Source organism: Thermocaproicibacter melissae (assembly GCF_024498295.1).
Taxonomy (GTDB): Bacteria; Bacillota; Clostridia; order Oscillospirales; family Acutalibacteraceae; genus Thermocaproicibacter; species Thermocaproicibacter melissae.
The window spans coordinates 1,146,758-1,172,649 of the sequence record NZ_CP101827.1 but is presented as its reverse complement, the minus strand read 5'-3'; the positions used below and the strand labels follow the sequence as shown (position 1 = coordinate 1,172,649).

Here is a 25,892-nt window from a genome sequence, read left to right as displayed (position 1 = left end):
ACGGAAAACAGGTTCCGGAGAAATCCGGAACCTGTTTTTTATTCGCAAAACGACAAGCATCCGAATAAAAGCGCAAAAAAATCGGCGTATCTCCGAAAGACATACGCCGATTTCGCAGTCCGTTTATATGGTAAGAAAACCCTTATGATTCAAAGAAGGTAAGAATACCCTTGTAGGTCATGTAAACATCGAGCTTTGAAACAACCTCAAACGGGGAGTGCATCGAGAGAACGGGCACGCCGATGTCGATGACATCCACATTCAGGCTGGCAATATAAAGAGCAACGGTTCCGCCGCCGCCAAGGTCGACTTTGCCCATTTCGCCGATTTGCCAGAGAACGTCGTTCTTGTCGAACAGGGTGCGGATTTCGGAGACAAATTCCGCCGAAGCCTCGCTGGTGCCGTTTTTTCCGCGGGCGCCGGTGTACTTGGCGACGCCAACGCCGCCGTTAATAAAGTTGGCGTTCAGCGCTTCATAAGCGTCCGCATAGGTTGGGTCAAACGCGGCGGTAACGTCTGCCGAGAGGCATTTGGAGCGGCTCAGAACATGGCGCGCCTCCAAGCCTTCCGCCTGCGCGAGGTCGGCGATGAAGTAGCGCAAAAATTCGGAGTTTAGGCCCGTGTTGCCGTAGCTGCCGATTTCTTCGCGGTCGGCGAGCACCGTAACAATCGTTTTCTTCGGCTTCTTTGCGTTCAGAACAGCGGTTAGGGCAGGGTAGGCGCAGACGCGGTCATCATGGCCGTAGGCGCCGATCATGCTGCGGTCAAAGCCGAGGTCAACAGCATGGAAAGCGGGGACAAATTCAATGTCCGCAGAAACAAAATCTTCCTCTGTCATGCCGTATCTTTCATGAAGGAGCTTCATCACGTTCAGCTTGACAAGGTCGTCGCCTTTGTCGGTGCGAATCGGGCGGCTGCCGATGAGAATGTTGAGGTTTTCACCCTCAATGCCCTTGACGAGCGTCTTTTTCATCTGTTCGTCGGCAAGGTGCGGCAGCAGGTCGGTTACGCAGAACTGCGGTTCGCCGTCCCGCTCGCCGATGTTTATGTCCACGCGGGTGCCGTCTTTCAGAATGACGCGTCCATGCATGGCAAGCGGAATTGTCGTCCACTGGTATTTCTTGATGCCGCCGTAGTAATGTGTCTTGAAGAGCGCCAGTTCGTTTTTCTCATAAAGCGGATGGGGCTTAAGGTCGAGGCGCGGAGAGTCAATGTGCGAAGCCGCAATGCGAACGCCTTCGCGGCATCCTTCCGTACCGATGACGGCAAGCACAACGGCCTTGCCGCGGTTGTTGTAATAGACCTTGTCGCCGGCCTTATATTTTTTGGTCGCGTCAAACGGGACAAATCCGGCTTTTTCAGCCTGTTCAACGGCAAATTCGACGGCTTCCCGTTCCGTTTTTACACGGTTGAGAAATGCCTTGTAGCCTTCGCAGTATTCGTCGGAAGCCTGAATCACAGATTCCGGCATTTTTCTGAGACCGCTTTTGCGGTCAACGAGTAACTTCTCCGCAAGTTTTTTTGCGTCGATTTTCTCTGTATCCTTTGCCATGCTGAAACACTCCTTCATTGTATTTTCAAATGCGGCTTAGTCGGAACCGTAAAGTTCTTTGTATTGCTCGTAATTCTGTTCCACCTTGCGGGCGTAGTCCTCGGTTTCCGGATACGGAACAGAAAGAAGGGTTTTGCCATCTTTGGAGAGGGAGGAATCTTTGAGCCAGCTGTCTACCCGCCCCGAACCAGCATTGTACGCACAGAGCGACGTGTGAAGAACGCCGTATTTTTTAATTAAATAGGCGAGAAAACGGCATCCGTATTTCACATTGACTGCCGGGTTACGTAGAGAACTGGTGGGAAGCGTTACACTTCCGTGTTCCTGTTTCTGAAGCCATTGGAAGGTTTCCGGCGTCAACTGCATCAGCCCCACGGCGCCGGCGCTGGATTCCGCATCAGCCTGAAAGCGGCTTTCCTGACGGATGACCGCGTAAACGAGGTTTGGGTCTAAGCCGTTTTCCTTTGCCGCAGCAGTCACTTCTTCCGCATAGTCGCGAGGATACATCTTGTAGAGTGTCTGAATATGCACCCAGCGCAGAAGAAAAATGGCCGCAACAACCATAGCCGCAAGAACGGCGGCGGTAATCAGCAGCTTTTTATGCTTCTTCATTCGTATCCCCCATAATGCGGTTCAAAAGATTCGCAACGGTTTCGTCAAAAACATCCCACGGGGTGCTGCCATCAAACGTGAAGTCGGCTCGTTCTTTGTAGTAATCGTTCCCATGCTGTGCCGCCATTCTTAGCGCGGCGTCTTTCTCCGAAATCCCGTCACGCGCCATAATGCGTTTCAGGCGGGAAGCGTCCGGTGTGATAACCGCAACCGTAGCATCGCAGAGATTCTCCGTTCCGCTTTCAAACAGCAGCGGCGCGTCGAGAATCACGGCTTTGCAGTCGCTCGCGGCTGCCTCAGCCAGCTGACGCTTACATTCCCGGATAATGGCGGGGTGCGTTACGTCGTTGAGTTTCTTCGTGTTCTCCGGCGTGGAAAAAGCGCGTTCGGCGAGCTTTCTGCGGTCGAGCGTTCCGTCTGCCGCGGCAATATCGTCGCCGAAGGTTTCTTTCAGGCGGGCGAGGCAGTCCGGATTCTGCACAATATCCCGTGCGACGCGGTCAGCGTCAACGACTGCACAGCCGAGCTTGCGGAATGCGGCCGCCACAGTGGATTTTCCGGCACCGGTCGGCCCGGTCAGACCGATGATGGGTTTACGCAAGTTTTAGCACCTCGAATCCTGCGGCGCGCATCAGCCGGTTATAGACGGCAAGCCCGACGCCCTTCGGCTCCGGACAGCGCGCGTAAACCGTTTTGGCGCCGATGTCGTCCAAATGGCGCAGCGCTTCAAATAAATCCCGCGCCTGCGCTTCATAGTCGGTTTCGCCGCCGTAGCAGACGGCTGGAACATCAACGAGTTTTTCTTCGCCGGTATAGCATAGGACCGCAACGCCGGGAGCTTTATGCGAATTGACAAAATCTGCGAAAGTTTTCTCATCGCTTTGGATTATAATGATATTTGCTTTCGGAGAATAATGCTTGTATTTCATACCGGGAGACAGTGGTTTTGCGTCTTTCGGCAGAGGATTGAGGACGGCTTTGTCGACATCGACCCTGCCGAGGACAGCCTGAAGCTGTTCCAGCGTAATCCCGCCCGGGCGAAGCAGGCGCGGCGGGTCTGAGGCGAGCGTTACAATGGTGGATTCCACTCCCACACCGCAGGTTCCGCCGTCCAGCACGGCGTCGATTCTTCCGTCCATGTCGCGCATGACGTGTTCGGCGGTCGTCGTGCTCGGCAGACCGGAGCGGTTGGCGGACGGAGCGGCAATCGGCACCCCGGCCGCGGTGATGAGTGCCTGCGCAACGGGATGGGACGGGAACCGGATACCGACGGTGGGAAGCCCCGCACTCACGATGTCCGGAATTAAATCGGATTTTTCCAGCACCATGGTCATCGGCCCGGGCCAATATGCTTTTGCAAGTTTTTCCGCAGATTCGGGAACGGATTTCACAAGCCGGCGAATCTGCTCGAAAGCGGATATATGAACGATGAGGGGATTATCCTGCGGACGTCCCTTCGCTTCAAAAATCTTGGCAACGGCCTTGGCGTCCAGTGCATTTGCGGCAAGGCCGTAAACGGTTTCGGTCGGCATGCCGACAAGTCCGCCGTTCCGAATGATTCGGGCGGCTTCTTCAATTGCGCCCGGTTCGGCGGCGTTCAGCAGCAGAGTATGCATTCTTTTCTCTTCCCTTTATCTAAATTATACGGACTGTTCCGCCTGCTTCAGCTTGGCGGCGCGGTCTGCGGCAATCAGCGGGTCAATGATTTCGTCAAGCCCGCCGTTGAGGATATCGTCGATTTTATACAGCGTCAAACCAATGCGGTGGTCGGTCACGCGCCCCTGCGGGTAGTTGTAAGTGCGGATGCGCTCCGAACGGTCGCCGGTGCCTACCTGAGAACGGCGCTCCGCGGCTACCTTTTCGTCCTGTTCCTTCTGCTTCATTTCAAACAGGCGTGAACGCAGGATTTTCAGCGCGCGGTCTTTATTTTTGTATTGGCTTCGTTCGTCCTGACATTCCACCACGATGCCCGTCGGCAGGTGGGTAACGCGGATGGCAGAGGAAGTTTTGTTGATGTGCTGTCCGCCTGCGCCGCTGGAACGGAACGTGTCGATTTTCAAATCATTGGGGTCGATTTCCACTTCTACCTCATCCACTTCGGGCAGAACGGCCACCGTGGCCGTGGAGGTGTGGATGCGCCCCTGCTGTTCCGTTTCCGGCACGCGCTGCACGCGGTGCACGCCGCTTTCATATTTCAGGCGTGAGTAGGCGCCTTCGCCGCTTATCATGAAGCTGATTTCCTTGAATCCGCCGAGCTCCGTTTCGCTGGCATTGAGAATTTCCGTTTTCCAGCCCTTTGATTGGGCATACATACTGTACATCCGGAACAGAACAGCGGAAAAGAGGGCCGCTTCTTCGCCGCCGGCCCCGCCGCGGATTTCCATAATGACGTTGCGCTCGTCGTTCGGGTCCTTTGGCAGAAGCAGAATCTTGATTTCTTCCGTCAGCTTTTCTCGCTCGGCGCGCGCCGTATTCAATTCTTCCTCGGCCATTTCGTGCAGCTCACGGTCAGAATTATCGCTGAGAAGAGCAAGAGCGTCTTCTTCGTCCGCAAAAGTTTTCTTATATCTGCGATATGCTTCGACAAGCGGTTCTATGCTTTTTGTTTCCTTCATCACATCGCGGTAAAGATCAGGGTTTGAAACAATATTCGGGTCGTAGAGCTTGCGGCTCAGTTCTTCATATCGCTTCTCAAAAACATCGAGGTTTTCAAACATAGTATTTGTATTTCTCCTTTTACATTTTCCCGTTTAGTCAGCAAAAGGAGTTCTATAATTCATCCTGCGTGTTTTCACGGATGATTTTCTTGATGTTCTTTTCACATTTCAGGCGGGGCACAATGACTTCATGCCCGCACTTTGTGCACCGAATGCGAAAATCCATTCCGGAGCGCAGCACAAGGAATGTGTTGTTCCCGCAGGGATGCTGTTTTTTCATCAGCAGCTTATCGCCGGGTCTGACATCCATCGGTGGTGTCTCCTTCCCGTTTTGGTTGTAAGCCATAGATAGCTTCTCTTCATATCACACAATTATAACATAAACGCAGGGAAAGAGAAACAGCGCGTGCTTGCCGAGACGGCGGTTCGCAGCTATAATAGTGGAATAAGTATGGCAAAGGACGGCGATAAAATGTCGGAAAAAGAAACGGTGCTGCATCAGCTGCCGAAAGGGGGAGGCTCGGACTGTTATACACCGGAGAACATCGTAGCTGGGCTCAAAACCGAGAAAATCGGCCGCACCGTTTTTTGTTACGACATAGTCGATTCAACGAATGAAGAAGCAAAAAGACAGGCCCTGAAAGGCGCACCCAGCGGAAGCCTCTTTCTTGCGGAACAGCAGACATGCGGCAAGGGACGTCTCGGCCGCAGCTGGGTTTCACCGCCCGGAACCGGAATGTGGTTTTCGGTTCTTCTTCGCCCGGAAGTCCTCCCTAGGAACATCGCGGCGACCACCCTCCTTGCCGGAACGGCGGTCTGCGGTGCTGTTCGGGAAGTTACCGGATGCGACGTAAAAATTAAGTGGCCGAATGACATTGTAGCCGGCACCAGAAAAATAAGCGGTATTCTGACCGAAATGAACGTCACAAAAGGGTGTGCGGAATTTGCAGTCGTCGGCATCGGTGTAAATGTAAACTCCACGGCTTTTCCGGAGGAACTGCGTGACAAGGCAACATCCATCTTCCTCGAAACCGGCAGACCTGTCCGCCGCATCGCACTTTTGCAGGAGATCCTGCGCAGGCTGGAGCTTCTGCTGAAGGAAAATGCCTGCGGCCTCGGCGCCTCATTCCTTGAGCAGTACAAAGCAGACTGCGTCTCACTCGGCAGACAGGTGGGGTTCCGGCACGGCGGTGTTTTGATGACGGGCACTGCAGTTGACATTTCCCCTGAGGGCGAGCTGATTGTCCGCCTGCCGGACGGTTCCTTGCAGACTGTATTATCCGGCGAAGTGAATATCCAAGGCTTTTACGGGAGCAGCATGACACCGTAAACAACGAAACTGAACGAAACTGTAAGTCGTCCTTCCTGCAATATTTTGTAGCAGAATCATAAAAAATACGATGGGTAATAATTGAGCCTTTTTCAACAGATTAAACTGATTTTTCAACATTTTGACAATCGAAGCGTGGAACGAACCAATATTTTGTACCGGAAGAAATGAATATTTCGCTTTTCATGGAATCTTCATCAAAGTGTTACCGTGTATTTACCCTTTAATAATAGAGTTTTAATTGGGTCATACTAGTATGTAACTGTTCTTTATAGGCCAATTGCGAAAGGAGAATGCTTCATGTATACGATTGGCATCAATACGTATGCAAAAGTTTTTTCTGTTGTCATGAAAGGCAACATCACCGAAGATGACAGCAGAACTTTTGCCGCGGAACTGCAGAATAAAGTCAATACCATAGTTCCTTCCGATTATGCACTTTTGGTCGATACAAGGGACTTGCCCGAAACCATGCGCCTCAGCGGGAGGGAACTTTTAAGGAAAAGCCTGATTTCGTCAATACCGTTCAAAACAAAATATCATTTTACACCGGTGCAGGTCCTCGACTAGCTACAACATATAAAAATCCCCGGCTTTTCGGAACGGGCCCGATGCGGCGGCTGGCTGCATACGGGGCGATTCCTGAACGCCGGGGATTGCGTTTATGATTTTTGCTTTCCTGCGGTAATTTTGCCGCACCATTCGCCGAGCATCATTGCGGGAAGTGTTGCGGCATACCAAAGAATTGAGAACGGAAGACATATCTGACCGAGAATGTTCATCGGCATCTGGGAATAGTCCCAAACATCCATCTTGAGAATCAAGTTTACGATAACGCCTGTTAAGAATTCAACGGCAGTGATAATGCCGGAACCGGCAAAGCATTTCACAGAAAGCGGCATCGCGCGCAGCTTTTCGTTGCAGATTCGATCAATCAGGCAGACGCAGGTTCCTCCTGCAAGAGCCATAGAAAAATCCGTTCTTCCGCGGCATAAAATTTCACAAGCGGGGTAGAGGGTACCGCCCATCATAAAAAGAACCGCGTATTTCTTCATGTTTTCAGCATTCACCTCCAAGCGACAATTTCATTGTTCGCTCGGGGGTGGGCAATATTCATGGAAAAAACGGGCGGAAATGCTGGCGTTAATTGCCGATTTCGGGTAAAACCTACTATTCTTTGTGGTATAATGAACCGTAGAGAAAGAGAGGAATCAATACATGCAGTTCGGAAAAAATATTCTGGCTTATCAAGACGAAATTGTTCGTGATCTTGCCCGAATGGTGGCGATACCTTCCGTTTGCTCAGAAGCGGAAGAAGGCAAGCCGTTCGGCGCGGAATCCGCCAGAGCTTTGAATGAAATTTTAAAAATTGCCGAAGGACTGGGCTTTGCAACAAAAAATGTCGGCAATTACGCAGGCCACGCGGAATACGGCCAAGGTGAGGAATCTGCCGCGGTAATTACGCATGTTGACGTTGTTCCGGCTGGAGACGGCTGGGATACGCCGCCGTTCCAGATGACGCAGAAGGGAAATCTGCTGTATGGCCGCGGTACTGCAGACGATAAAGGTGCGGCTGTCGTTGCTCTTTACTGCCTCAAGGCCTTAAAAGACGCCGGTGTAAAGGGCAAACGGAAAATGCGCGTGATTTTCGGTGCAGGCGAGGAGATTGCGAGCGATGACCTCGCCATGTACTTTAAAGAGGAGCCGATGCCTGTAATGGCGTTTACTCCGGACAGCGAATACGGCATCTGCAACCGGGAAAAAGGGATCATGCGCGTCAGGCTTAGCTCAGCCAGAAGCGGCATGGAAGCGGTAAAAGAATTTTCGGCAGGAACGGTAGTCAACGCAGTGCCCGCATTGGCGGAGGCTGTCGTCGAAGGAGAAGATAACCTGCTTACAAGGCTTCAGGCCGCTGCGGAAAAGACAAATGGCAAATTCGAGTTTGAACAGAGAACAAACGGCGTCAAAGTTACGTCCATCGGAAAGGCAAGCCACGCCATGCAGCCGCAGGAAGGCATCAACGCCGCTTCCAATTTGATTTGCCTGCTGGCTGACGTTCTCCCGACCGAGAAGTTGGGTGGCTTTTTCGCATTCCTGCGGAATGCCGTCGGCACCGAAACAGACGGTGCTTCCATGGGCGTCAAAATCAGCGATGAACCCTCCGGGGCATTGACGCTAAATCTCGGAATCCTGCATGCCGACGCTTCCTCGGCTGAAGCAAAGCTCGACATTCGCTACCCTGTTACCGTAAATGGGGAGGAAATCTTTGAAAAGATTCGCTCCAAAGCGGAAACAGCCGGCATCAAAGCGGAACTTCTGCTCGACCAGAAACCGCTTTACTTCCCGGCAGACCACCCGCTGGTGCATCTGCTTCAGGAGTCCTACCGGGCTGTGAAGGGCGTTCCCGCCGAGCTGTATGCAACCGGCGGTGGTACTTATGCCCGCTCGGTTCCGGGCAGGGCTGTGGCGTTCGGACCGTTCTTTGCAGATGAGCCGAACCGCAGGCTCCACGATTCCAACGAGAGCATCGATATTTCCCGGTTCATGGAACATGCGCAGATTTGCTTGGAAGCCATGTACCGCATGATGACGGAATAAGCGCTGCAAAGCGCAGCAAAAAGGGAAACCTTTTTTGAGGTTTCCCTTTTTCATTTTTTGTTTATTCCTCAGGCGGACAGTCGTAGCGAAAATCGAAGAAATCTGCGACTCCACCCACTGTTTTTGTGGAAAAGAGGAAGAGTGCGAACCGGCAGCCCACAAACTGGTCCAGCCGGAAAAAGAGCTTGTGCGTAATGCCGAGTTTTTTCCATTCGCCGTTGTGCAGGTAGAAAAATTCTGCCTCGTCGTCCTTGCCGGGAAGAGTACATTTCGCCTTCAGCGTAACGACCGGCCCGTCCACGGGAATCCGCGCATATTCTCTGCCCGGTTCCGTGATAACGCGGTTCGGTGTTGGGCCGCAGTCCTCTAATTCCCGCGCCACCATGGCAAGATAGTACTTCCCGTTCTCTTTTGTAAGGGCGAGAAACGCGTAGCAGCCCTGCAGCGTGCAAAGTCCGGCATAATCGCCGTCGTGAAGACCGCTACCGTCGACTGTGACCGATGCTTCACATTCGGGGAATACGGTGCGCTGCGTCAGCGTGTTCACGGCTTGGCAGACGTTGGTGCAGAGCTTACCGCTGCGGATGCGCAGATGCCCGGGGCACTCCGTCAGCGACCAAAGGTCGTGATTGGGAATGTGGTTCCACTGCCAAAAACTTTTCAGCGTTTCGCTTTGGAAATCATCGCTGCCGTAAAGCGGCTCGTAACGGTGTTCGGGGCGGGTGCTGGTTGTTTCGACTAGCTTTGGCGCTTTCCCGTCGATGCCCAGAACCGGAAAATCGTTTTCCCAGTGCATCGGAACGAGAACCGGCACGCGGCCGACTGCGCCGTGGTCCTGAAACAGCATGGCATACCATTTCCCGTCGGGCGTGTCAACAATTCCGCCCTGCGCGACGCCTTGGTTGAAAAATCCCATGTCGTCGTCCATTATGTCTTTCCCGCGGAATTCCCCTTCCAGGGAGTCCGAAACAAAGCAGGTTTCCACCCGTCGCTTGGTTCCGTCATTCGGCCAGTGAATCAGGAACAGATAGTATTTCCCGTTGATTTTGTAGAAGTGGGAGCCTTCGTAGCCGAGGCCGGCGTTCTTCCTGTCCTGTACCAGCAGGCGGTTGAGGCCGCCCGGTTTCGGACCGGTCAGGTCGGAAGTCAGCTCGGTCAGGTAGATTTCCGTGTTGCCGTGAACGATAAAAACGCGGTCGTCTTCAAAGTAGAGTGAGCTGTCATAGTAAAAGCCTTCTATGTTCTGCCTCTGCCACGGACCCTCAATGTTTTTTGAGCGGAACAGATAGGTGCGGTGCGTGTCGTTTGCAATGAAAGATACATAGAACGTGCCGTTGTGGTATCGGAGGGAACCGGCCCACATTCCTTGGCCGTAAGCGCATTTTTCCCCTTCCAGCCGTTCTTCCGGGGTGTTTTCCAGTTCATCGTAGAGATAACTTACAATTTCCCAGTGAATCAGGTCATAGGAGCGCAAAATCACGCCGCCTGGCATGAAGTGCATGGTGGTGCTTACCATATAGTAGGTGTCTCCTACCCGTATGACATCGGGGTCGGGAAAATCACACCGAAGAATCGGGTTCGTTCCTATCATAAGGCTGAATCTCCTTTCTGGCGAGGCCTGTCAATTGTTTTCATTGTAAGCCGTGCAGATTCAGCGGACAAGCGCATCTGCGCAAAATGGCAAAAGGTTTCCGAAGTTGAGCAAGAAATGGCACTCAAAAAGAAAAGATGGCGCACAAAAAGATTGGATGATATTATCAAAACGCACTCCGGAAGTGCTGGAAAAGATGGGCCTTCTGGCGGGGCAACTGCTGCAGATGGTGCTGAACATCATGTGGGATGGTTGCCGCAGAAGGAAGGACGCGGAAAGCGTTAACGGAGGATGAAAGAGTGTTGATTGTGAAGAGGCGCCACTCCGGCAGGGAAAACCGGCAAAATCAGCTCCGGGAAAGATTGACTTTTCTCTTTGCCCGGTTTATACTTGAAAAGTGTTTTGAATAGGAAAAAAGCGCTGAAGGGCAGAGCAGCAGGGAAGTCCGCTCAAGAGAGGGAACCGTTGGTGTGAGGTTCCTGCGGAAGCCGTGCCGCAGCCGGCCCGGAGCTTCGCACCGATGAGGTGCGGCGTTTTCCCGCGTTAAGGGGGCCAGAGTGGCGCCTTATTTGGGCGCAATTTGGGTGGTACCACGGATTTTTCCGTCCCATACGGGCGGGGAAGTCTTATTTTTTTGCGCGGCCATAAATTCGGCCGCGCCGGAAATGGGGCAAAAAGGACTATGAAATGGACAGGATTGAACGAACTGCGCGAGATGTATCTTTCGTTCTTTGAATCGAAAGGTCACTTGCGTCTTCCAAGCTTTTCACTGATTCCGAAGGACGACAACAGTCTCCTTCTCATCAACTCCGGCATGGCGCCGATGAAGAAATATTTCACCGGCGAGGTAACGCCGCCGCGCAAGCGCGTGACCACATGCCAGAAATGCATCCGCACCGGCGACATTGAAAACGTCGGCATTACGGACCGCCACGGCACATTCTTTGAGATGCTGGGGAACTTTTCGTTCGGTGATTATTTCAAGCATGAGGCGATCGCTTGGGCATGGGAATTCTGCACCAAGGTGCTGGAACTTCCGGAGGACAAGCTGTGGGTGACAATTTATATCGACGACGATGAGGCGTACGACATCTGGACAAAGGAAGTCGGCGTCGACCCGTCGCACATTGTGCGCCTCGGCAAAGAGGACAACTTCTGGGAGCATGGATCCGGCCCGTGCGGCCCCTGCTCGGAAATTTATTTTGACCGCGGCGAGGAACACGGCTGTGGCAAGCCAACCTGCGGCGTAGGCTGCGACTGCGACCGTTATGTGGAATTTTGGAACGTCGTTTTCTCTCAGTTCAACAGCGACGGCAAGGGCAACTACCCGCCGATGGAGCATCCGAACATCGACACAGGCATGGGCCTTGAACGCCTTGCCTGCATTATGCAGGGTGTCGACAACCTGTTCCTTGTCGATACCGTGCAGAACATTACGAAGCAAGTTTCCAAGTTGACCGGCGTCAACTATGGCGACGACGAGAAAAAAGACATTTCCCTGCGCGTTATTACCGACCACATGCGCAGCGCCGTCTTTATGATTGCCGACGGCGTGATGCCTTCCAACGAAGGCCGCGGCTATGTGCTTCGCCGTCTGCTCCGCCGTGCGGCGCGCCATGGACGCCTCCTCGGCATGCACGAGACATTCCTGTATAAGATTGTCGATACCGTGGTGCATGAGAATCAGGGCGCTTATCCGGAGCTTGCCGAAAAACGCGACATGATTACGAAGCTCATTCGCGTGGAAGAAGAAAGCTTCGCAAGAACCATCGACCAGGGACTTCAGTTGCTGAACGGCTACATGGACGAGACCGTCAAGAGCGGCAAGACCGTGTTCCCGGGCGAAGATGCGTTCCGCCTGAGCGACACCTACGGCTTCCCGATTGACCTCACAAAAGAAATCGTTGCCGAGCGCGGCCTCACGGTGGACGAGGAAGAGTTCGGCAGACTGATGCGCGAACAGCGCGAACGTGCCCGCGCGGCACGTAAAAACGCCGGCGCCGATGCTTGGGCCGGTGAGAGCAATGTCCTCGACGGGGTGCCGGAGACGGAGTTCCTCGGTTACGAGACTCTGGAAGCCGAGGCAAAAGTGCTTGCCATCGTCCGCGACGGCGTGCGCGTGGAATCCGCTACGGCCGGCGACGAGGTTCTCCTCGTGCTTGACCGCACTCCGTTCTACGGCGAGAGCGGCGGCCAGGTCGGCGATACCGGCTCCATCGAGTCCGAAGATGCCGTGCTCGAGGTAACAAACACAACGAAGAACCAAGCGAAGAATTTCTTGCACCATGTTGCGGTTCAGGCAGGAGAGATTCGCGTCGGAGATAAAGTCAAGGCAGCGGTGAATGCAGACCGCCGCGCCGCCATCATGCGCAACCACACAGCGGCACACTTGCTGCAGGCAGCTCTGCGCCGTGTGCTCGGCACGCATGTGGAACAGGCGGGCCAGCTTGTCAACGACAAGCGCGTTCGCTTTGACTTCACGCACTTCTCCGCCCTCACAAAGGAAGAACTGAAAAAGGTGGAGGAGCTTGTCAACCACGAAATCCTGAGCGCTGTTCCGGTCGAGAGCCGTGAGATGCCGATTGAAGAAGCGAGAAAGCTCGGCGCGATGGCCCTGTTCGGCGAGAAGTACGGAAAGGTCGTCCGTGTCGTTTCCGCGGGAGATTTCTCGAAGGAATTTTGCGGCGGTACGCATGTTTCAAACACCGCCCAGCTCGGTTTATTCCGCATCGTTTCCGAGAGCTCTGTCGCTGCGGGTGTCCGCCGTATTGAGGCTGTAACAGGAACGAATGTGCTTGCGCTGCTCGACGAAACAACCCAGATGGTAGAAGACGCCGCCCGCGAACTGAAGCTCAACAACCCCGCAGAACTTGTTCACCGCATCGGCCAGCTGTCGGCAGAACTGAAAGAAAAAGAGCGTGAAGTCGAATCACTCAATGCGAAGCTAGCTGCCATGCGTGTGGAAAGCCTGTTCTCTTCCGCAAAAGACGTGAAGGGCGTTCAGCTCATCACGGCAAGATTTTCCGGTGTGGAGCCTGCCGCCCTGCGCGTAATGTGCGACAAGGTGCTGGAACGCTCGCAGAACTGCGTCGCCGTTATTGCCGGCGTGAACGGAGAAAAGATTAACATTGCTGCCTGCGCAGGCAAAGACGCACAGGCCAAGGGTGCCCATGCGGGCAAGATTGTCCGCAGCGTTGCCGCAGTCGCGGGAGGAAGCGGCGGCGGACGCCCAGACAGTGCCATGGCCGGCGCAAAAGATGTTTCAAAGCTTGATGATGCTCTTTCCGCAGCCGAAAAAATTGTTGCGGATATGTTGAAATAAGGCTATAATAATACCGTTGTGCAAAGGAGGTTCCGCGATGGACTGTGTGTTCTGTAAAATCGCCGCAGGCGAGATTCCGAGCAAAAAGGTCTACGAGGACGACAAAGTCCTTGCATTCTATGATCTTGAGCCGCAGGCTCCGGTGCATATTTTGATTATCCCGAAAGAGCACATTGCTTCTGCGGCTGAAATCACGCCGGAAAACAGCAGTGTTGTCGCACATATTTACGAAGTAGCTGCAAAGCTTGCAGCGGAGCAGCACCTCGATGACGGCTTCCGCATCGTCTGCAACGCAGGCAAAGACGGCGGCCAGACTGTGCCGCATCTGCATTTCCACCTGCTTGGCGGGCGTTCGATGAAGTGGCCTCCCGGCTGATGGAAGGCTGCGCACGGATGCCGATTACATTTTGAAAGGTCGTTCTGATTATGAGCGGGAAATACTATGAAATGACGATTGCAGGTTGCAAGCGGCAGCTGCCGATTTGCCCGATTAATGAGCACCTCGACATTGCCGGCTTCATCATGCTCGGCGATGTGGAACTGACGGAGAAGACCGCCGCCGCACTTCTGAAAAAGTGCCCGGAACACGACGTCGTCGTGACCGCCGAAACAAAGGGAATTCCGCTTTGCTATGAGATGGCAAGGCAGGGCTGCGGCAAATATGTTGTGGCGCGCAAAAGCGTCAAGGTATATATGAGAAACCCGATTTCCGTCGAAGTGAAGTCCATTACAACGGATCATATCCAGAAGCTTTTCCTTTCGGAAGAGGACGAAAAGGTTCTGCGCGGCAAGCGCGTGTTGATTGTTGACGACGTTATCAGCACCGGCGAATCGCTTGCAGCCATGGAGAAGCTCGTCGGAATGTATGGCGGCAACATTGTCGGCCGCGCGGCCGTGCTCGCAGAAGGCGACGCAAAGGACCGCAGCGATATTATTTATCTGGAACCTCTGCCGCTTTTCTTCAAATAAAGTTCAACGAAATACGGGGGAGTTTTATGAGACGACCGCTGGTGTTGGTGGGATTTTGCTATCTGCTGACGCTTGCGGCCGCCGTTTTTTTCGGCGCAAGTCTGTCGTTTGTTCTGTTATGGGTCTGTCTCGCCGGATTTGCCGTTACGTTTTTTTGGTGGCGTACCCGGCGGGCAGTTGTTTTTCCGCTCGCCTTTGCGGCGGCTGCTGTTGCGCTTGCGTCGTTTTGCTTGTACTCCCGCACGGCGGTGGAACCGCCCCGTTCTCTCGATGGGAAAACCGCGGAGATTACCGGCACCGTCTGTGAACTGCCCGAACAGCGCTACGGCCGCTGGTACTATGTAATTCGCGTCGACAACGTCAGCGACGCAGAGGAAATCAAGAATTTCAAGATTCGCCTTTCCTCCTCGAGTCAGCTGGATGTCGGGCCGTATTCCCGAGTCAGCGGAAAAGTTAGCTTCTTCCTTCCGTCAGGCGGCGACGGCTTCACATCGCGCAGTTATTACGCCTCAAAAGGCATCATGCTTTCCGCTTACGCGCCGTGGGGCGAAACGTTGGAAGTATTGCCGCCTAGCGAGAAGCCGCCGTATTACTATGCGCTTTGCGTACGGCAAAAGCTTCTGAATGCCCTCGATGAAGTGCTTCCGCCGGAGGAGACGTCGCTCGTCAAGGGTATCCTGCTGGGGGATACAAGCGGCCTCTCAGACAGCTTGATGGACGATTTCCGAACGGACGGAGTCTCGCATATTCTCTCTGTTTCGGGATTGCATATGTCGACCATTGCGGAGCTGCTCATCTTTCTGCTGCTGTTCTGTCGGATTCCGAAACGGGCTGCGTCTGTTGCAGCAGCCGGCGGCGTGCTCGGATTCATGGCGGTAACGTGCTTCGTTCCGTCCGTCACGCGCAGCGGCGTCATGTGCCTGCTGTTTCTTGCCGGTCCGCTGTTTTCACGCCGCGCGGACCCGCTGAACTCTCTATGTACGGCAGCTTTGCTGATTTGCATTTCCAATCCGTACTCCGCGGCGGATGTCGGCTTTCTGCTCTCATTCTTTGCCACGCTCGGCCTCATCGTCTGCACGCGACCCGTTACAGCTTTCCTCAATAAGAAGTTTGACCGGGTACGGGCGCTCAGCCCGCTTGTGAAGGGAATAAACGGTGTGCTTGCCACTTCGGTGGGCGCCACGCTGTTCACGCTTCCCATCATCATTCTGAGCTTCGGCACCATGTCGCTCGTTTCACCGCTGGCAAATATTCTGGAACTTGTACCTTCATCGCTCCTCTTGTGCTTCGGCGCAGCAGCCGCAATTTTTCAGCTGCTTCTGCCGCAGACGTTTCTCGCCATGCCGTTTGCCCTTGTTTCGGGTCTGCTTGCAAAATATATGCGTGCGAGCGCGGCGTTTCTTGCTCGTCTGCCGTTTGCGTCTGTTTCCGCTTCGCAGGGATTCGTAACGCTTTGGCTTGCGGGCACACTGCTTTTGTTTGCCGCGGCCCTGTTTCTCGCGAAGGGCAAACGGCTCTTCCCACAGGCGGCCTGCCTTTCCTTTATTTTGTTGCTTGTTGGCATCGGCTCGTTTCAGCTGTCTCGCCAGAATGTGACGCGCCTGACGCTGCTTGACGGCGGGGACGGCATATGCGCCGTGCTTACGCGGGGCGGACATGCTTTTGTCGTCGGATGTGACAGTTATAACTCGGGGAAACTGCTCTCGCACTTTTGCAGCGAAAACGTATCAAAGCTGGACGGCATTGCGGTGCTGACGCAGAATCGGGATGAGTTTACTTGCGCGAAAGAGATAGCGGCTCGCTTCCGTCCGGTGAAGGTCGTTGCTCAGGAAACTGCGGCCGCGGACGGATACGTCAGGCGGGCAGCGCAGAACAGTCTGCTGATTCCGTTTGTGTCGCAGGCGGAATGTACGGTGTGGAATCGTGTAAAAATTCAACTGGTGCAGGCGGGGAAGGCCACAGCGGCGCGGATTACGTCTGACGGCGTTTCGGTTCTTCTGTGTCCGGACGGGGTGAAGAGCCTGCCTGCGAACTGGAAGACTCCGGATTTCCTTGTCGTCGCGTCCGCGTCGTCCGCGCTCGAAGATGTTTCGCCGGTCTGTACCGTTTTCTCTATGGAAAATGAGACACTCCGGAAAAATCATGACGTTGTGGCCGCACGGCGAGCCGTCTGGACGGGCGGATACGGAAATCTTGTGCTGAATATGACGGGGGAACGAAAACTGTCCGTCGGGAGGGAAAAGTAAAATGCCTGAAATAACCGAAGCGGAGCTGAAAAAGCAAATTGAAAAAAATAACTTTGCCAAGCTGTACTTTCTTTACGGCGAAGAAAAATACATGGTGGAGCATTATGCCCAGCGGCTGATTGCCAAAGCTTCCGCGGAAGGCCTGCGCGACTTCAATTTTCAGAAATTCGACGGCTGTGAGGCGGATATGGATTCCATCGCTGCAGCGGTAGAAGCGATGCCCGTCATGGCGGAGCGAAAATGCGTGGCAGTCTCCGACCTCGACGTTGGCGCCCTGCGAAGCACAGATGCGAAAAAACTCGAAGAAATTCTTTCCGACCTTCCCGACACCTGCGTTCTGGTGATTTACCTTCTCTCCTTCAATTTTGACGAGAAGCGCGATAAAACTTGGAAAAAGTTCCTCACGACCGCCAATAAAATCGGGGTTACGGTTCCGTTCCGCCGCCTTTCGCAGGCGCAGATAGAAAAATTCATCTGCGCCTGCGCGGAAAAGCGCGGGTGCACAATAACCCGCCAGAACGCCGCGAGAATGCTTTCACTCTGCGGCACGGATCTGCAAACCGCGCTGAACGAACTCGAAAAGCTGTGCGCTTACACCGGCAGCGGCGAAATCACCGCGCAGACGGTCGATTCCATGACGGTCCGGAATCTAGAGGCGCGTGTCTTTGACCTTTCCAAAGCGATTCTCGCGGGCGCCAGCGACCGTGCCTATACGATCCTCGGTCAGCTTTTTCAGCAGAATGAAGAACCGGTTTCCATCTTGGCGGTCCTCTCGGGGGCGTATCTCGATATCTACCGTGTGAAGGCTTCGCTTCAGAGCGGATTCTCCGCGCAGGAGCCGGCGAAATATTTTGACTACGCTCGCAAGGAGTTTCGTCTGAACAACGCGGCATACGAAGCGAAGCGCTTTTCAACGCCCATGATTCGCCAAAGCCTTGACGCCTTGCTGGAAGCCGATGTGGCGCTGAAAAGCTCGCGCGGAGACCGCAGGCTGGTGCTCGAGGAGCTGCTGGCGAAGCTGATTTGGATTGCGGAAAAGGAGAAGATCGCTTGATTCACGTTAAAGAGGCAATCGTTGTAGAGGGAAAATACGATAAAATCAAGCTGTCTTCCTTTTTAGATGCGCTGATTATCGAAACGGACGGTTTCCGCATCTTCAAAGACAAAGAGAAGATGGCCATGCTCCGCAAACTGGCGCGGACGCGGGGCCTCGTGATTCTCACAGACAGCGATTCTGCGGGCTTTCTGATTCGCAATTACCTCACCGGCTCCATTCCGGCAGAGCAGATTAAACACGCTTATATTCCGGATTTGTTCGGAAAAGAAAAGCGCAAGGCGGCGCCTTCCAAAGAGGGAAAGCTCGGTGTGGAGGGCGTTCCGGTTGAGACAATCCTCGAAGCACTTCGGCGTGCAGGTGTCGGCACCGAGGAGCAGGAAGAAAATGCCGGAGGGCGTAAGATTACAAAAACCGACCTTTATCTTGCCGGTCTTTCGGGCGGGCCGGGAAGTTCGGAAAAACGGCGTAAACTGCTCCGCAGGCTGAACCTCCCCGAACATCTCTCGGCTTCTTCATTGCCGGGCGTGCTCAATTCGCTGATGAGCTACGAAGATTTTGTGCGACTCACTTCCGAGGAATCGGAGCCGAGCGGGCAAGGTTGACAAAACGGGAAAAAAAGAATACAATAATATAAAATTTAACAATAGTGCTGTCTTCGGGGCGGGGTGCAAGTCCCCACCGGTGGTGATGCGGCGTAAGCCGACGAGCCCACGAGCGCTATGCGCAGGAGCTGGTGCGATTCCAGAGCCGACGGTATAGTCCGGATAGAAGAAGATAACGCAATCTTTGCGTCTTTTTGGCCCCTGCAGTTTTCTGCAGGGGCTGTTTTCGTTGACAGCCGGAAAAGGAGAGCATTGCTATGGAAAACACCAACACAGCGGCGGTCTGCCGCAAAAAGCCAACCTTGCTTGACATTCGCAATATTGCCCAAATGGGTATTCTTGCGGCGATTGCGTTTGTTCTGGCGTCACTTGAGATTCCCGTATGGTTTGCTCCCGGCTTTTACCGAATTGATTTGAGCGAGCTTCCCGTGATGATCGGCGCGTTCGCCATGGGCCCGCTTGCGGGCGTGATGATTGAATTCCTCAAAAACGTGCTGTATTTCTTCCTTCACGGCAGTTCCACGGCTGGAATCGGTGAGATCGCAAACTTTATTGCGGGCTGCTGCCTTGTGGTACCGGCCGCACTGTTCTATAACCGGAAAAAAACAAAAAAGAGGGCGCTCATCGGCATGTGCGTCGGCATTGTGCTCATGGCGATTGCGGGCTGGCTGCAGAACGCTTATATTCTGCTCCCACTCTATGCTTCCGTGTTCCATATTCCGCTCGATTCGCTGATTGCCATGGGAACAAAAGTAAACGCATCGGTTACTGACCTGCCCACATTCGTTCTGCTGATTGTTGTGCCGTTTAACCTGCTTAAAGGTGCTGTGGTTTCCGCGCTCACCTTGCTGCTTTACAAACGGGTCAGCCCCATCCTTCATGGCAAGCTTTGCTGAATATTACATTACTTTGCGTTTGTATATTTACTTTTTTTCTTGCCATGCTATAATAAAACATATAAAAAAATATACGCCCCTTATCAAGAGTGACGGAGGGAACAGGCCCTATGATGTCCGGCAACCTGCTTTTGCAAGGTGCCAAGTCCTGCGGGAAACCGACAGATGAGGTATGGTGATACTATGCCGCTCGGTTTCGGGCGGCATATTTTTTATAACCGGAGAGGAAATCGCTCGGCCGGGGGAAAACAGGAGGATGTAAAAATGTCAAAACACTTCTTTACTTCGGAATCAGTAACGGAAGGCCATCCCGATAAAGTCTGCGACCAAATCGCCGATGCCGTGCTCGACGCTATCATTGAGCAAGACCCGGATGCCCATGTGGCCTGTGAAGTAACGGCCACCACCGGAGTCATCCATGTAATGGGTGAGATTTCGACCAGCTGCTATGTGGACATCCCTGCTATTGCACGCGGCGTTGTCTGCGATATCGGCTACAATAACCCAGCCTATGGGTTTGACGGCAACACCTGCGGCGTGCTGACCTCCATCGACGCACAGTCGCCGGATATTGCAATGGGGGTGAATGAGTCGCTCGAAAGGAAGAACGGCGCCCGCGATGAAGACGACCTCATCGGCGCGGGAGATCAGGGTATGATGTTCGGCTTTGCCTGCGACGAAACACCGGAACTGATGCCGATGGCAATTTCTCTGGCGCACAAGCTTTCCAAGCGCCTGACCGAGGTCCGCAAGAACGGAACGCTTACATACCTGCGTCCCGACGGAAAAACGCAGGTCACTGTGGAGTATGACGGCGACACGCCGGTCCGCGTCGATGCCGTCGTTGTTTCCGCTCAGCACGACCCGGATGTTTCGCTCGAGCAGATTCGCGCGGACATCAAGGAACATGTCATCAAAAAGGTCATTCCCGCAAAATGGCTCGATGAGAACACCAAGTATTTCATCAACCCGACCGGCCGTTTTGTCATCGGCGGTCCGGTGGGCGACAGCGGCCTGACCGGAAGAAAAATCATTGTCGATACCTACGGCGGCTACGGCAGACATGGCGGCGGCGCATTTTCCGGCAAAGACCCCACGAAGGTGGACCGCTCGGCAAGCTATGCGGCGCGCTATGTGGCAAAGAACATTGTGGCTGCGGGCCTTGCCAAGAAGTGCGAAGTTCAGCTTGCTTACGCCATCGGTGTTGCGCACCCGGTTTCCATTGCGATTGAGACGTTCGGCACATCACAGTACGGCAACGACGAGCTTGCTGCGGCTGTTTCCAAGGTGTTTGACCTGCGCCCGAACGCAATTATCCGCAAGCTCGACCTTCGCAGACCGATTTACCGCGCTGTTTCCACCTACGGCCACATGGGCCGCGAGGACCTGAATGTTCCGTGGGAGAGACGCGACAAGGTCGATGCCCTGAAGGCAGCCCTTAAAAAGTAATGTCAAAATTCCACCCCGGCACATAGGATGGTGCTGGGGTGGTTTTTCATGCCGGAATTCATATTCAAGTGCCTTTTTGCCGTTCTGGCCGTCATCGGTGCGGTGGAGGTTTTCCGGATGATTCTGCTGCGAGTTCTCCGGACGGATCACCCGGGCAGGTTGCTGCTGACACTCACCTTTTCCGGCCATGACGAACAGGCGGAACTGCGCCTTAGGAACGCGCTGGAGCGGGCCGCTTGGATGCCCGGAGGCGTGCAGGTCGCTTGCATCGACAAAGGGATGGATGAAGAAACGCGGGCCATCCTTGAAATGATTTGCGTGGATAATCCGGGGGTTATCCTCTGCACACCGGAGGAATTTGTCGAATTCTGGATCGACTGAATTGAAAACCATGCTTGTTTCGGTTATACTGAAAAAAACCAAAAATTTATCGGGGGAGTTCGTTGCAGCAGAAACAGCTTCTTGAAATGACCGGCACCGTGGAGTCGGTCATTTTTCGGAATGACAAAAACGGCTATGCCGTCATAGAACTCAACAACGGAGAAGACCTTGTTGTGGTCGTGGGAACCATGCCGTTCGTCGGAGTCGGCGAGCAGCTCCATGTGATTGGCACATGGGTAAACAATTCCACCTATGGAACCCAGTTTAAGGCACAGATAATTGAACGCCGTCAGCCGTCGGATTCCGGTGCGATGCTGAAATATCTGTCATCCGGGGCAATCCGCGGAATCGGGCCGGTCATGGCGCGGAAAATTGTGGAGACGTTCGGGGAAAACACTGCGTATGTGCTGGAAAATGAGCCGGAACGCATCGCCGAGATTAAGGGGATTACCCGCAGTAAAGCGCTGAGCATTTCGGAGGAATTCCGCCGTGTCGGCGGGATTCGAGAAACCATGCTCCGGCTTGCCAACTATGGAATTACACCGGAGGAAGCGGTGCGCGTTTGGAAGACATTCGGCCCGCAGGCAGAGGAAATGGTAAAGCAGGACCCGTATTGCCTCTGCGGAGATGGGCCTCAGATCGATTTTTTCCGCGCAGACCGCATTGCAGCTTCGCTGGAATTTCCGCAGGACGACCGGTGCCGTCTGCGCGCAGGAATTGTTTTTGTGCTCAAACATAACGAGGGCAACGGCCACACTTGCCTTCCTGCGGACAAGCTCACGGCAGCGACCTCAAAAATGCTCGGAGTTTCTCTGGAGAAGGTTTCCGCTACCTTAGAGGAACTAAAAGCAGACGGCAGCCTTGTTTCACGGGTGATTCGGGAACGGGAGTTCCTGTTTACGCCCCGCCTGTACCGTGCCGAAGTGTATATTGCCGGGCGCATCCGCATGATGCTCCGCTTTCCGCCGCAGCCGGTTGAGGGGGTAGAGGGGTATATCTCCACCATTGAAGCGGAGGAAGGCATGGAATATGCCGACCTGCAGAAGAAAGCCATCCGCGAAGCTTTAACCCGCGGAATGTTGATTCTCACCGGCGGCCCGGGCACCGGAAAAACAACAACGCTCAATGCCATTATCCGTATTCTGGAGTTTCATGGAGCGAAGGTTTTGCTCGCGGCGCCGACGGGACGCGCCGCAAAGCGGATGTCCGAGCTTACGGGCAAGGAAGCGAAGACGATTCACCGGCTGTTGCGCGTGAAATGGGATGAAAACGACCGCCCCGAATTCGAGAAAAACGAAAAAGATCTGTTGGACTGCGACGCACTGATTCTTGACGAGCTGTCAATGGTGGACACGCCACTCTTTGAAGCGATCCTAAGGGCTTTGCCGCTCGGCTGCAGACTGATTATGGTCGGAGACTGCGACCAGCTGCCCTCGGTCGGTCCGGGCAACGTACTCGGCGACCTGATTGCTTCCGGCCTTGTCCCCGTGGTGCAGCTGCGTGAGATTTTCCGTCAGTCCATGAAAAGCCTGATTGTTACCAATGCACACCGCATTGTCGCAGGGCAGGATCCCGACTTGACCGTGCACACCTCGGATTTTTTCTTCCTGCCGTACCGTTCCGCAGCGGAAATCAAATCCGTCATCATTGACCTGTGCAGCAGGCGCCTGCCCAACAGCTATGGCTATTCGCCGTTTTCGGATATTCAGGTGCTCACGCCCGGGCGAAAAGGAGAGCTCGGTGCCGCAGAGCTGAACCGCAGCCTGCAGCAGGCGGTGAACCCTCCTTCTCCGGAAAAGCAGGAGTTGACCGTAGGAGGCGTGCTTTTCCGCGAAGGGGACAAGGTCATGCAAGTGAAGAACGACTATAACCTTCCGTGGACGCGCGAAGACGGAACCTGCGGCGAGGGCGTGTTCAACGGCGACCTCGGAATCATTGAAAAAATTGACCGCAGGGCCGCTGCATTCACGGTACGCATGGAAGACCGCGTCATTCTCTACGAAAAGGAAACTGCGGAGGAACTGGAACTAGCCTATGCCATGACGGTTCACAAGAGCCAAGGCAACGAATTTCCGGCGGTGGTGATTCCCATGTTCCGCGTGGCGCCGCAGCTTTCTTACCGCAATCTGCTTTACACCGCCGTCACAAGGGCTAAATCGCTGCTCATTTTAGTGGGGCGGGAAGATATCGTCCGGCAGATGGTCGCCAACGACAAAAAGACCAGACGCTACACCGGCCTTCTTGATTTTCTAGCGGGGGAAACAGAAAACGATGAAAAGAACGGCTGAACGCGTTTTTCGCTTCCTTGCGGATTTGCTGTTTCCGCCGCGCTGCGTCTTTTGCGGCGAGGTGATTCCGCCCGGAACGAAGATTTGCGGCAAGTGCGAAAAAACCGTGCTGCCAAAGAAAACAATCCTCAGGCTGCATTTGAATTCGCCGGACTCCGTTGTGCCGTGCGCCGCGCTGTTTGCGTATGAGGGCAAGGTGCGCGAGTCCATGCTGCGCTATAAATTCCGCGGTGAAAAACACTGTGGGGACTATTACGCCGAAAAACTCGCTGCATTCGTTCGGGAGGTCTTTCCGGAAACATCGTTTTCGCTTGTTACATGGGTTCCGCTTTCCGTAAGCGGAAAGAAGAAACGCGGTTACGACCAAGCAGAATGGATTGCCCGCCTTCTTGGGCGGGAACTCGGCATTCCCTGTCTGCCGAGCCTTAGGAAAATTAAAGAAAATAGAACCCAGCATCTTTTGCGTCGGGAAGAGCGTGCCGCAAATGTGCGCGGGGTCTATTCCGCGGTCGGAAGCGCGCAGGAGGGAAAAACCGTTTTACTGGTCGATGACATCGTAACAACCGGTGCAACACTCTCCGAGTGCGCGGCAGTGCTGCTTCGCAGCGGGGCAAAAGAAGTTATTTGCGCCGCTGCTGCACATACAGACAAGGAACCTGTTGAAAAGTAATTTCTGTTGTAATATGATAAACAAAAATATGCAAAATAAGTAAATGCGACGATTGGCCGGTTTTGCTCCGGCATAAAATATTCTGCAACTAACAGAAATGGATGTGATGAGTTGCTCGGTAATGATATTGCGCTCGACCTGGGCACGTCTTCCGTAAAAATATATGTGGACGGAAAAGGAATCGTTCTTGATGAGCCAGCGATTGTCGCCGTGAATCTGGAGACGGATGAAATCGTTGCAACCGGAAAACAAGCCTATAACATGGTGGGGCGTACTTCCGGGCGCATCCGAGTGTGCCACCCGCTTTCCGGCGGCGTTATCTCAGACTTTGACCTCGCAAAATGCCTAATCCAAACATATTTGAAACAAATTGGCATCAGCAAGCTGATTATGCCCCGCATGGTCATCAGCATTCCGTGTCAAATCACCGAAGTCGAGAAGCGTGCGGTTGTTGACGCGGCAAGCTCGGCCGGCATGCGGAAAATCTGTCTGATTGAAGAGCCGGTTGCCGCCGCGCTCGGCGCAGGGCTCGATATCTCAAAGCCTCACGGGTCTCTCGTTGTGGACATCGGCGGCGGCACGACGGATATGGCCGTCCTGTCGCTTCGTGGCATAGCCTGCTGCCGCTCGGTGCGTGTGGCGGGCGATGCGTTTGACGAAGCAATCATCAAGTATATCCGCCGCAAATATAACCTCATCATCGGCCAGCGAATGAGCGAGGAATGTAAGAAGACCATCGGCTGCGTATTCCCGCGCAAAGAGATCCAAACTTTCCGCGTGAAGGGCCGCAACGCAATGACCGGTCTCCCGCAGTGGGCAGATATTACAAGCGATGAAGTTTTGGAAGCACTGATTGACAGTGCTATGCAGATTATCCGTGTGCTGCAGGAGATGCTCGAGAAAACACCTCCGGAGCTGATGGGAGACATCTATTCCGACGGCATGGTTCTGACCGGCGGTTCGGCACAGCTGTACGGCATAGACCAGCTTCTTGCCAAGCGCACAAAGATGCCGGTGCGTGTTGCAGAGGATCCTCAGCACTGCGTCGCACTGGGAGCGGGAAAATCCATTAAGTTCATCGACAGTGTCGATGGTAACAGCTTTGGAATTCTGAACCCGCTCAGCGAAGCTTATTAATACGAATAGCACAAAAAAAGGGGATGCAGCCAAGGCTGTATCTCCTTTCAAATTATGCGCAATCTTTTTCTGTTTTTTGATATATGGCAGAATAATTACTTCTGCATGGTGTAATTGATAAACATCAGTTCATCTTCCGGGTTTTCCACGCTGATTTCTGCTGTGATGGGTGCGTCCTTTGTCTTTTCCAGCAAAGTGTGAATACCGTACATTTGGCAGAGCTTGCTTTTCAGGTTCAGCTTGTTGCCGTCGTCGGTAATCAGGTACACATTTCCCTTCGCCTTGTCGAGAAGCTCACTCAGCTTTTGTACGTCAATATTATAGAGTTTCAAACAGCTTCCCCCTTGCTCCGCTTTTAGAAATCCCAGCTGCATTATAGCATTTGGTTGGGGGATAGTCAATTCAGATGACAAAATCTTTCCACAAATGCGAATAATTTTAGGTAAAAGCACATTCGATTGAAAAGATAAATTCGTTGCAGAAAAGTTCATAAATTGTTAATTAAATGAGAAATACGTTCTAGTACAATAAGAAT

The 25,892-nt window shown here is 53.7% G+C and carries 25 protein-coding genes, 2 riboswitches and 1 other annotated feature; of the genes, 16 read left to right on the top strand and 9 right to left on the bottom strand.

The window, feature by feature from the left end; translation table 11 throughout:
- Positions 1-142 precede the first annotated feature (142 nt).
- Genes NOG13_RS05805 through NOG13_RS05780 form a run of 6 tightly spaced genes read right to left on the bottom strand, consistent with a single transcriptional unit; the run spans position 143 to position 5,131 of the window.
- Positions 143-1,552 (bottom strand): aminopeptidase, encoded by a 1,410-nt coding sequence (locus tag NOG13_RS05805; protein WP_283109638.1) that lies wholly within the window; start codon positions 1,550-1,552, stop codon positions 143-145.
- A 36-nt stretch (positions 1,553-1,588) separates the two neighbouring features.
- The gene (locus NOG13_RS05800) at positions 1,589-2,164 is read right to left on the bottom strand and encodes a lytic transglycosylase domain-containing protein (RefSeq protein WP_283109637.1); all 576 of its coding nucleotides are present in this window, start codon (positions 2,162-2,164) and stop codon (positions 1,589-1,591) included.
- Positions 2,151-2,765 (bottom strand): dephospho-CoA kinase, encoded by a 615-nt coding sequence (coaE, locus tag NOG13_RS05795; RefSeq protein WP_283109636.1) that lies wholly within the window; start codon positions 2,763-2,765, stop codon positions 2,151-2,153. The genes NOG13_RS05800 and coaE overlap by 14 nt, the downstream gene beginning before the upstream one ends.
- Positions 2,758-3,780, bottom strand: a complete 1,023-nt coding sequence (locus tag NOG13_RS05790) for an L-threonylcarbamoyladenylate synthase (protein ID WP_283109635.1) — start codon at positions 3,778-3,780, stop codon at positions 2,758-2,760. Before NOG13_RS05790 ends, coaE begins: the two co-directional genes overlap by 8 nt.
- A gap of 24 nt (positions 3,781-3,804) precedes the next feature.
- On the bottom strand, positions 3,805-4,881 hold the full coding sequence (prfA, locus tag NOG13_RS05785) for a peptide chain release factor 1 (protein ID WP_283109634.1): 1,077 nt from the start codon (positions 4,879-4,881) through the stop codon (positions 3,805-3,807).
- Between the two features lie 52 nt (positions 4,882-4,933).
- Entirely contained in the window at positions 4,934-5,131 is a 198-nt protein-coding gene (locus NOG13_RS05780; protein ID WP_283109633.1) for a DUF951 domain-containing protein, read from the bottom strand.
- 141 nt (positions 5,132-5,272) lie between these two features.
- Between NOG13_RS05780 and NOG13_RS05775 the strand changes: the two genes are divergently transcribed.
- On the top strand, positions 5,273-6,151 hold the full coding sequence (locus NOG13_RS05775) for a biotin--[acetyl-CoA-carboxylase] ligase (protein ID WP_283109632.1): 879 nt from the start codon (positions 5,273-5,275) through the stop codon (positions 6,149-6,151).
- A gap of 300 nt (positions 6,152-6,451) precedes the next feature.
- Entirely contained in the window at positions 6,452-6,721 is a 270-nt protein-coding gene (locus NOG13_RS05770; RefSeq protein ID WP_283109631.1) for a hypothetical protein, read from the top strand.
- A gap of 92 nt (positions 6,722-6,813) precedes the next feature.
- On the opposite strand, the gene NOG13_RS05765 is transcribed toward NOG13_RS05770, so the two are convergent.
- A complete protein-coding gene (locus tag NOG13_RS05765) occupies positions 6,814-7,206 on the bottom strand; it encodes a putative ABC transporter permease (RefSeq protein WP_283109630.1) in 393 nt (130 codons plus the stop codon).
- Between the two features lie 163 nt (positions 7,207-7,369).
- Between NOG13_RS05765 and pepV the strand changes: the two genes are divergently transcribed.
- Entirely contained in the window at positions 7,370-8,749 is a 1,380-nt protein-coding gene (gene pepV, locus NOG13_RS05760; protein ID WP_283109629.1) for a dipeptidase PepV, read from the top strand.
- A 61-nt stretch (positions 8,750-8,810) separates the two neighbouring features.
- On the opposite strand, the gene NOG13_RS05755 is transcribed toward pepV, so the two are convergent.
- Positions 8,811-10,340 (bottom strand): glycoside hydrolase family 43 protein, encoded by a 1,530-nt coding sequence (locus NOG13_RS05755; RefSeq protein ID WP_283109628.1) that lies wholly within the window; start codon positions 10,338-10,340, stop codon positions 8,811-8,813.
- Positions 10,341-10,497: 157 nt separating this feature from the next.
- Here NOG13_RS05755 and NOG13_RS05750 point away from each other — a divergent pair, with 157 nt between their 5' ends.
- The 13 genes from NOG13_RS05750 to mreB all read left to right on the top strand — a co-directional run bounded on the left by NOG13_RS05750 (position 10,498) and on the right by mreB (position 25,357).
- Positions 10,498-10,635 (top strand): hypothetical protein, encoded by a 138-nt coding sequence (locus NOG13_RS05750; RefSeq protein WP_283109627.1) that lies wholly within the window; start codon positions 10,498-10,500, stop codon positions 10,633-10,635.
- A 116-nt stretch (positions 10,636-10,751) separates the two neighbouring features.
- Positions 10,752-10,953 (top strand) — a binding site (T-box leader).
- A gap of 69 nt (positions 10,954-11,022) precedes the next feature.
- Positions 11,023-13,662, top strand: a complete 2,640-nt coding sequence (gene alaS / locus NOG13_RS05745; protein WP_283109626.1) for an alanine--tRNA ligase — start codon at positions 11,023-11,025, stop codon at positions 13,660-13,662.
- A gap of 37 nt (positions 13,663-13,699) precedes the next feature.
- Entirely contained in the window at positions 13,700-14,038 is a 339-nt protein-coding gene (locus NOG13_RS05740; protein WP_283109625.1) for a histidine triad nucleotide-binding protein, read from the top strand.
- 50 nt (positions 14,039-14,088) lie between these two features.
- Complete coding sequence (locus NOG13_RS05735; protein ID WP_283109624.1) at positions 14,089-14,631, top strand: phosphoribosyltransferase family protein; 543 nt, start codon at positions 14,089-14,091, stop codon at positions 14,629-14,631.
- 26 nt (positions 14,632-14,657) lie between these two features.
- Positions 14,658-16,877 carry a ComEC/Rec2 family competence protein gene (locus NOG13_RS05730; RefSeq protein WP_283109623.1) on the top strand — a complete coding sequence of 740 codons (2,220 nt, stop codon included), beginning with the start codon at positions 14,658-14,660 and terminating at the stop codon, positions 16,875-16,877.
- A 1-nt stretch (position 16,878) separates the two neighbouring features.
- A complete protein-coding gene (gene holA / locus NOG13_RS05725; protein ID WP_283109622.1) occupies positions 16,879-17,931 on the top strand; it encodes a DNA polymerase III subunit delta in 1,053 nt (350 codons plus the stop codon).
- A complete protein-coding gene (locus NOG13_RS05720) occupies positions 17,928-18,536 on the top strand; it encodes a ribonuclease M5 (RefSeq protein ID WP_283109621.1) in 609 nt (202 codons plus the stop codon). Before holA ends, NOG13_RS05720 begins: the two co-directional genes overlap by 4 nt.
- Before the next feature lie 45 nt (positions 18,537-18,581).
- Positions 18,582-18,714, top strand: a riboswitch (FMN riboswitch).
- 79 nt (positions 18,715-18,793) lie between these two features.
- A complete protein-coding gene (locus NOG13_RS05715) occupies positions 18,794-19,432 on the top strand; it encodes an ECF transporter S component (protein ID WP_283109620.1) in 639 nt (212 codons plus the stop codon).
- Between the two features lie 77 nt (positions 19,433-19,509).
- Positions 19,510-19,604: riboswitch (SAM riboswitch) on the top strand.
- Positions 19,605-19,696: 92 nt separating this feature from the next.
- On the top strand, positions 19,697-20,881 hold the full coding sequence (gene metK, locus NOG13_RS05710) for a methionine adenosyltransferase (protein WP_283109619.1): 1,185 nt from the start codon (positions 19,697-19,699) through the stop codon (positions 20,879-20,881).
- Positions 20,882-20,929: 48 nt separating this feature from the next.
- Positions 20,930-21,262, top strand: coding sequence for a hypothetical protein (locus tag NOG13_RS05705; RefSeq protein WP_283109618.1), 333 nt, complete (start codon positions 20,930-20,932; stop codon positions 21,260-21,262).
- A gap of 62 nt (positions 21,263-21,324) precedes the next feature.
- Positions 21,325-23,550: an SF1B family DNA helicase RecD2 gene (gene recD2 / locus NOG13_RS05700; protein WP_283109617.1), complete on the top strand. Its 2,226-nt coding sequence runs from the start codon at positions 21,325-21,327 to the stop codon at positions 23,548-23,550.
- Entirely contained in the window at positions 23,534-24,220 is a 687-nt protein-coding gene (locus NOG13_RS05695) for a ComF family protein (RefSeq protein ID WP_283109616.1), read from the top strand. Before recD2 ends, NOG13_RS05695 begins: the two co-directional genes overlap by 17 nt.
- Before the next feature lie 111 nt (positions 24,221-24,331).
- Positions 24,332-25,357 carry a rod shape-determining protein gene (gene mreB, locus NOG13_RS05690; protein ID WP_283109615.1) on the top strand — a complete coding sequence of 342 codons (1,026 nt, stop codon included), beginning with the start codon at positions 24,332-24,334 and terminating at the stop codon, positions 25,355-25,357.
- Positions 25,358-25,452: 95 nt separating this feature from the next.
- Here mreB and NOG13_RS05685 read toward each other — a convergent pair whose 3' ends face one another.
- Positions 25,453-25,689, bottom strand: a complete 237-nt coding sequence (locus NOG13_RS05685; protein ID WP_283109614.1) for a hypothetical protein — start codon at positions 25,687-25,689, stop codon at positions 25,453-25,455.
- Positions 25,690-25,892: the final 203 nt, after the last annotated feature.

What these genes read in the sequence shown, in the direction of transcription:
- NOG13_RS05730 (WP_283109623.1), top strand. Translation starts at nt 14,658, where the DNA reads ATGAGACGACCGCTGGTGTTGGTGGGATTTTGCTATCTGCTGACGCTT.
- prfA (WP_283109634.1), bottom strand. Translation starts at nt 4,881, where the DNA reads ATGTTTGAAAACCTCGATGTTTTTGAGAAGCGATATGAAGAACTGAGC.
- NOG13_RS05735 (WP_283109624.1), top strand. Translation starts at nt 14,089, where the DNA reads ATGAGCGGGAAATACTATGAAATGACGATTGCAGGTTGCAAGCGGCAG.
- NOG13_RS05755 (WP_283109628.1), bottom strand. Translation starts at nt 10,340, where the DNA reads ATGATAGGAACGAACCCGATTCTTCGGTGTGATTTTCCCGACCCCGAT.
- NOG13_RS05780 (WP_283109633.1), bottom strand. Translation starts at nt 5,131, where the DNA reads ATGGATGTCAGACCCGGCGATAAGCTGCTGATGAAAAAACAGCATCCC.
- NOG13_RS05705 (WP_283109618.1), top strand. Translation starts at nt 20,930, where the DNA reads ATGCCGGAATTCATATTCAAGTGCCTTTTTGCCGTTCTGGCCGTCATC.
- NOG13_RS05715 (WP_283109620.1), top strand. Translation starts at nt 18,794, where the DNA reads ATGGAAAACACCAACACAGCGGCGGTCTGCCGCAAAAAGCCAACCTTG.
- pepV (WP_283109629.1), top strand. Translation starts at nt 7,370, where the DNA reads ATGCAGTTCGGAAAAAATATTCTGGCTTATCAAGACGAAATTGTTCGT.
- NOG13_RS05770 (WP_283109631.1), top strand. Translation starts at nt 6,452, where the DNA reads ATGTATACGATTGGCATCAATACGTATGCAAAAGTTTTTTCTGTTGTC.
- NOG13_RS05775 (WP_283109632.1), top strand. Translation starts at nt 5,273, where the DNA reads ATGGCAAAGGACGGCGATAAAATGTCGGAAAAAGAAACGGTGCTGCAT.
- holA (WP_283109622.1), top strand. Translation starts at nt 16,879, where the DNA reads ATGCCTGAAATAACCGAAGCGGAGCTGAAAAAGCAAATTGAAAAAAAT.
- NOG13_RS05800 (WP_283109637.1), bottom strand. Translation starts at nt 2,164, where the DNA reads ATGAAGAAGCATAAAAAGCTGCTGATTACCGCCGCCGTTCTTGCGGCT.
- alaS (WP_283109626.1), top strand. Translation starts at nt 11,023, where the DNA reads ATGAAATGGACAGGATTGAACGAACTGCGCGAGATGTATCTTTCGTTC.
- NOG13_RS05740 (WP_283109625.1), top strand. Translation starts at nt 13,700, where the DNA reads ATGGACTGTGTGTTCTGTAAAATCGCCGCAGGCGAGATTCCGAGCAAA.
- NOG13_RS05790 (WP_283109635.1), bottom strand. Translation starts at nt 3,780, where the DNA reads ATGCATACTCTGCTGCTGAACGCCGCCGAACCGGGCGCAATTGAAGAA.
- NOG13_RS05750 (WP_283109627.1), top strand. Translation starts at nt 10,498, where the DNA reads ATGATATTATCAAAACGCACTCCGGAAGTGCTGGAAAAGATGGGCCTT.
- NOG13_RS05765 (WP_283109630.1), bottom strand. Translation starts at nt 7,206, where the DNA reads ATGAAGAAATACGCGGTTCTTTTTATGATGGGCGGTACCCTCTACCCC.
- NOG13_RS05695 (WP_283109616.1), top strand. Translation starts at nt 23,534, where the DNA reads ATGAAAAGAACGGCTGAACGCGTTTTTCGCTTCCTTGCGGATTTGCTG.
- NOG13_RS05805 (WP_283109638.1), bottom strand. Translation starts at nt 1,552, where the DNA reads ATGGCAAAGGATACAGAGAAAATCGACGCAAAAAAACTTGCGGAGAAG.
- metK (WP_283109619.1), top strand. Translation starts at nt 19,697, where the DNA reads ATGTCAAAACACTTCTTTACTTCGGAATCAGTAACGGAAGGCCATCCC.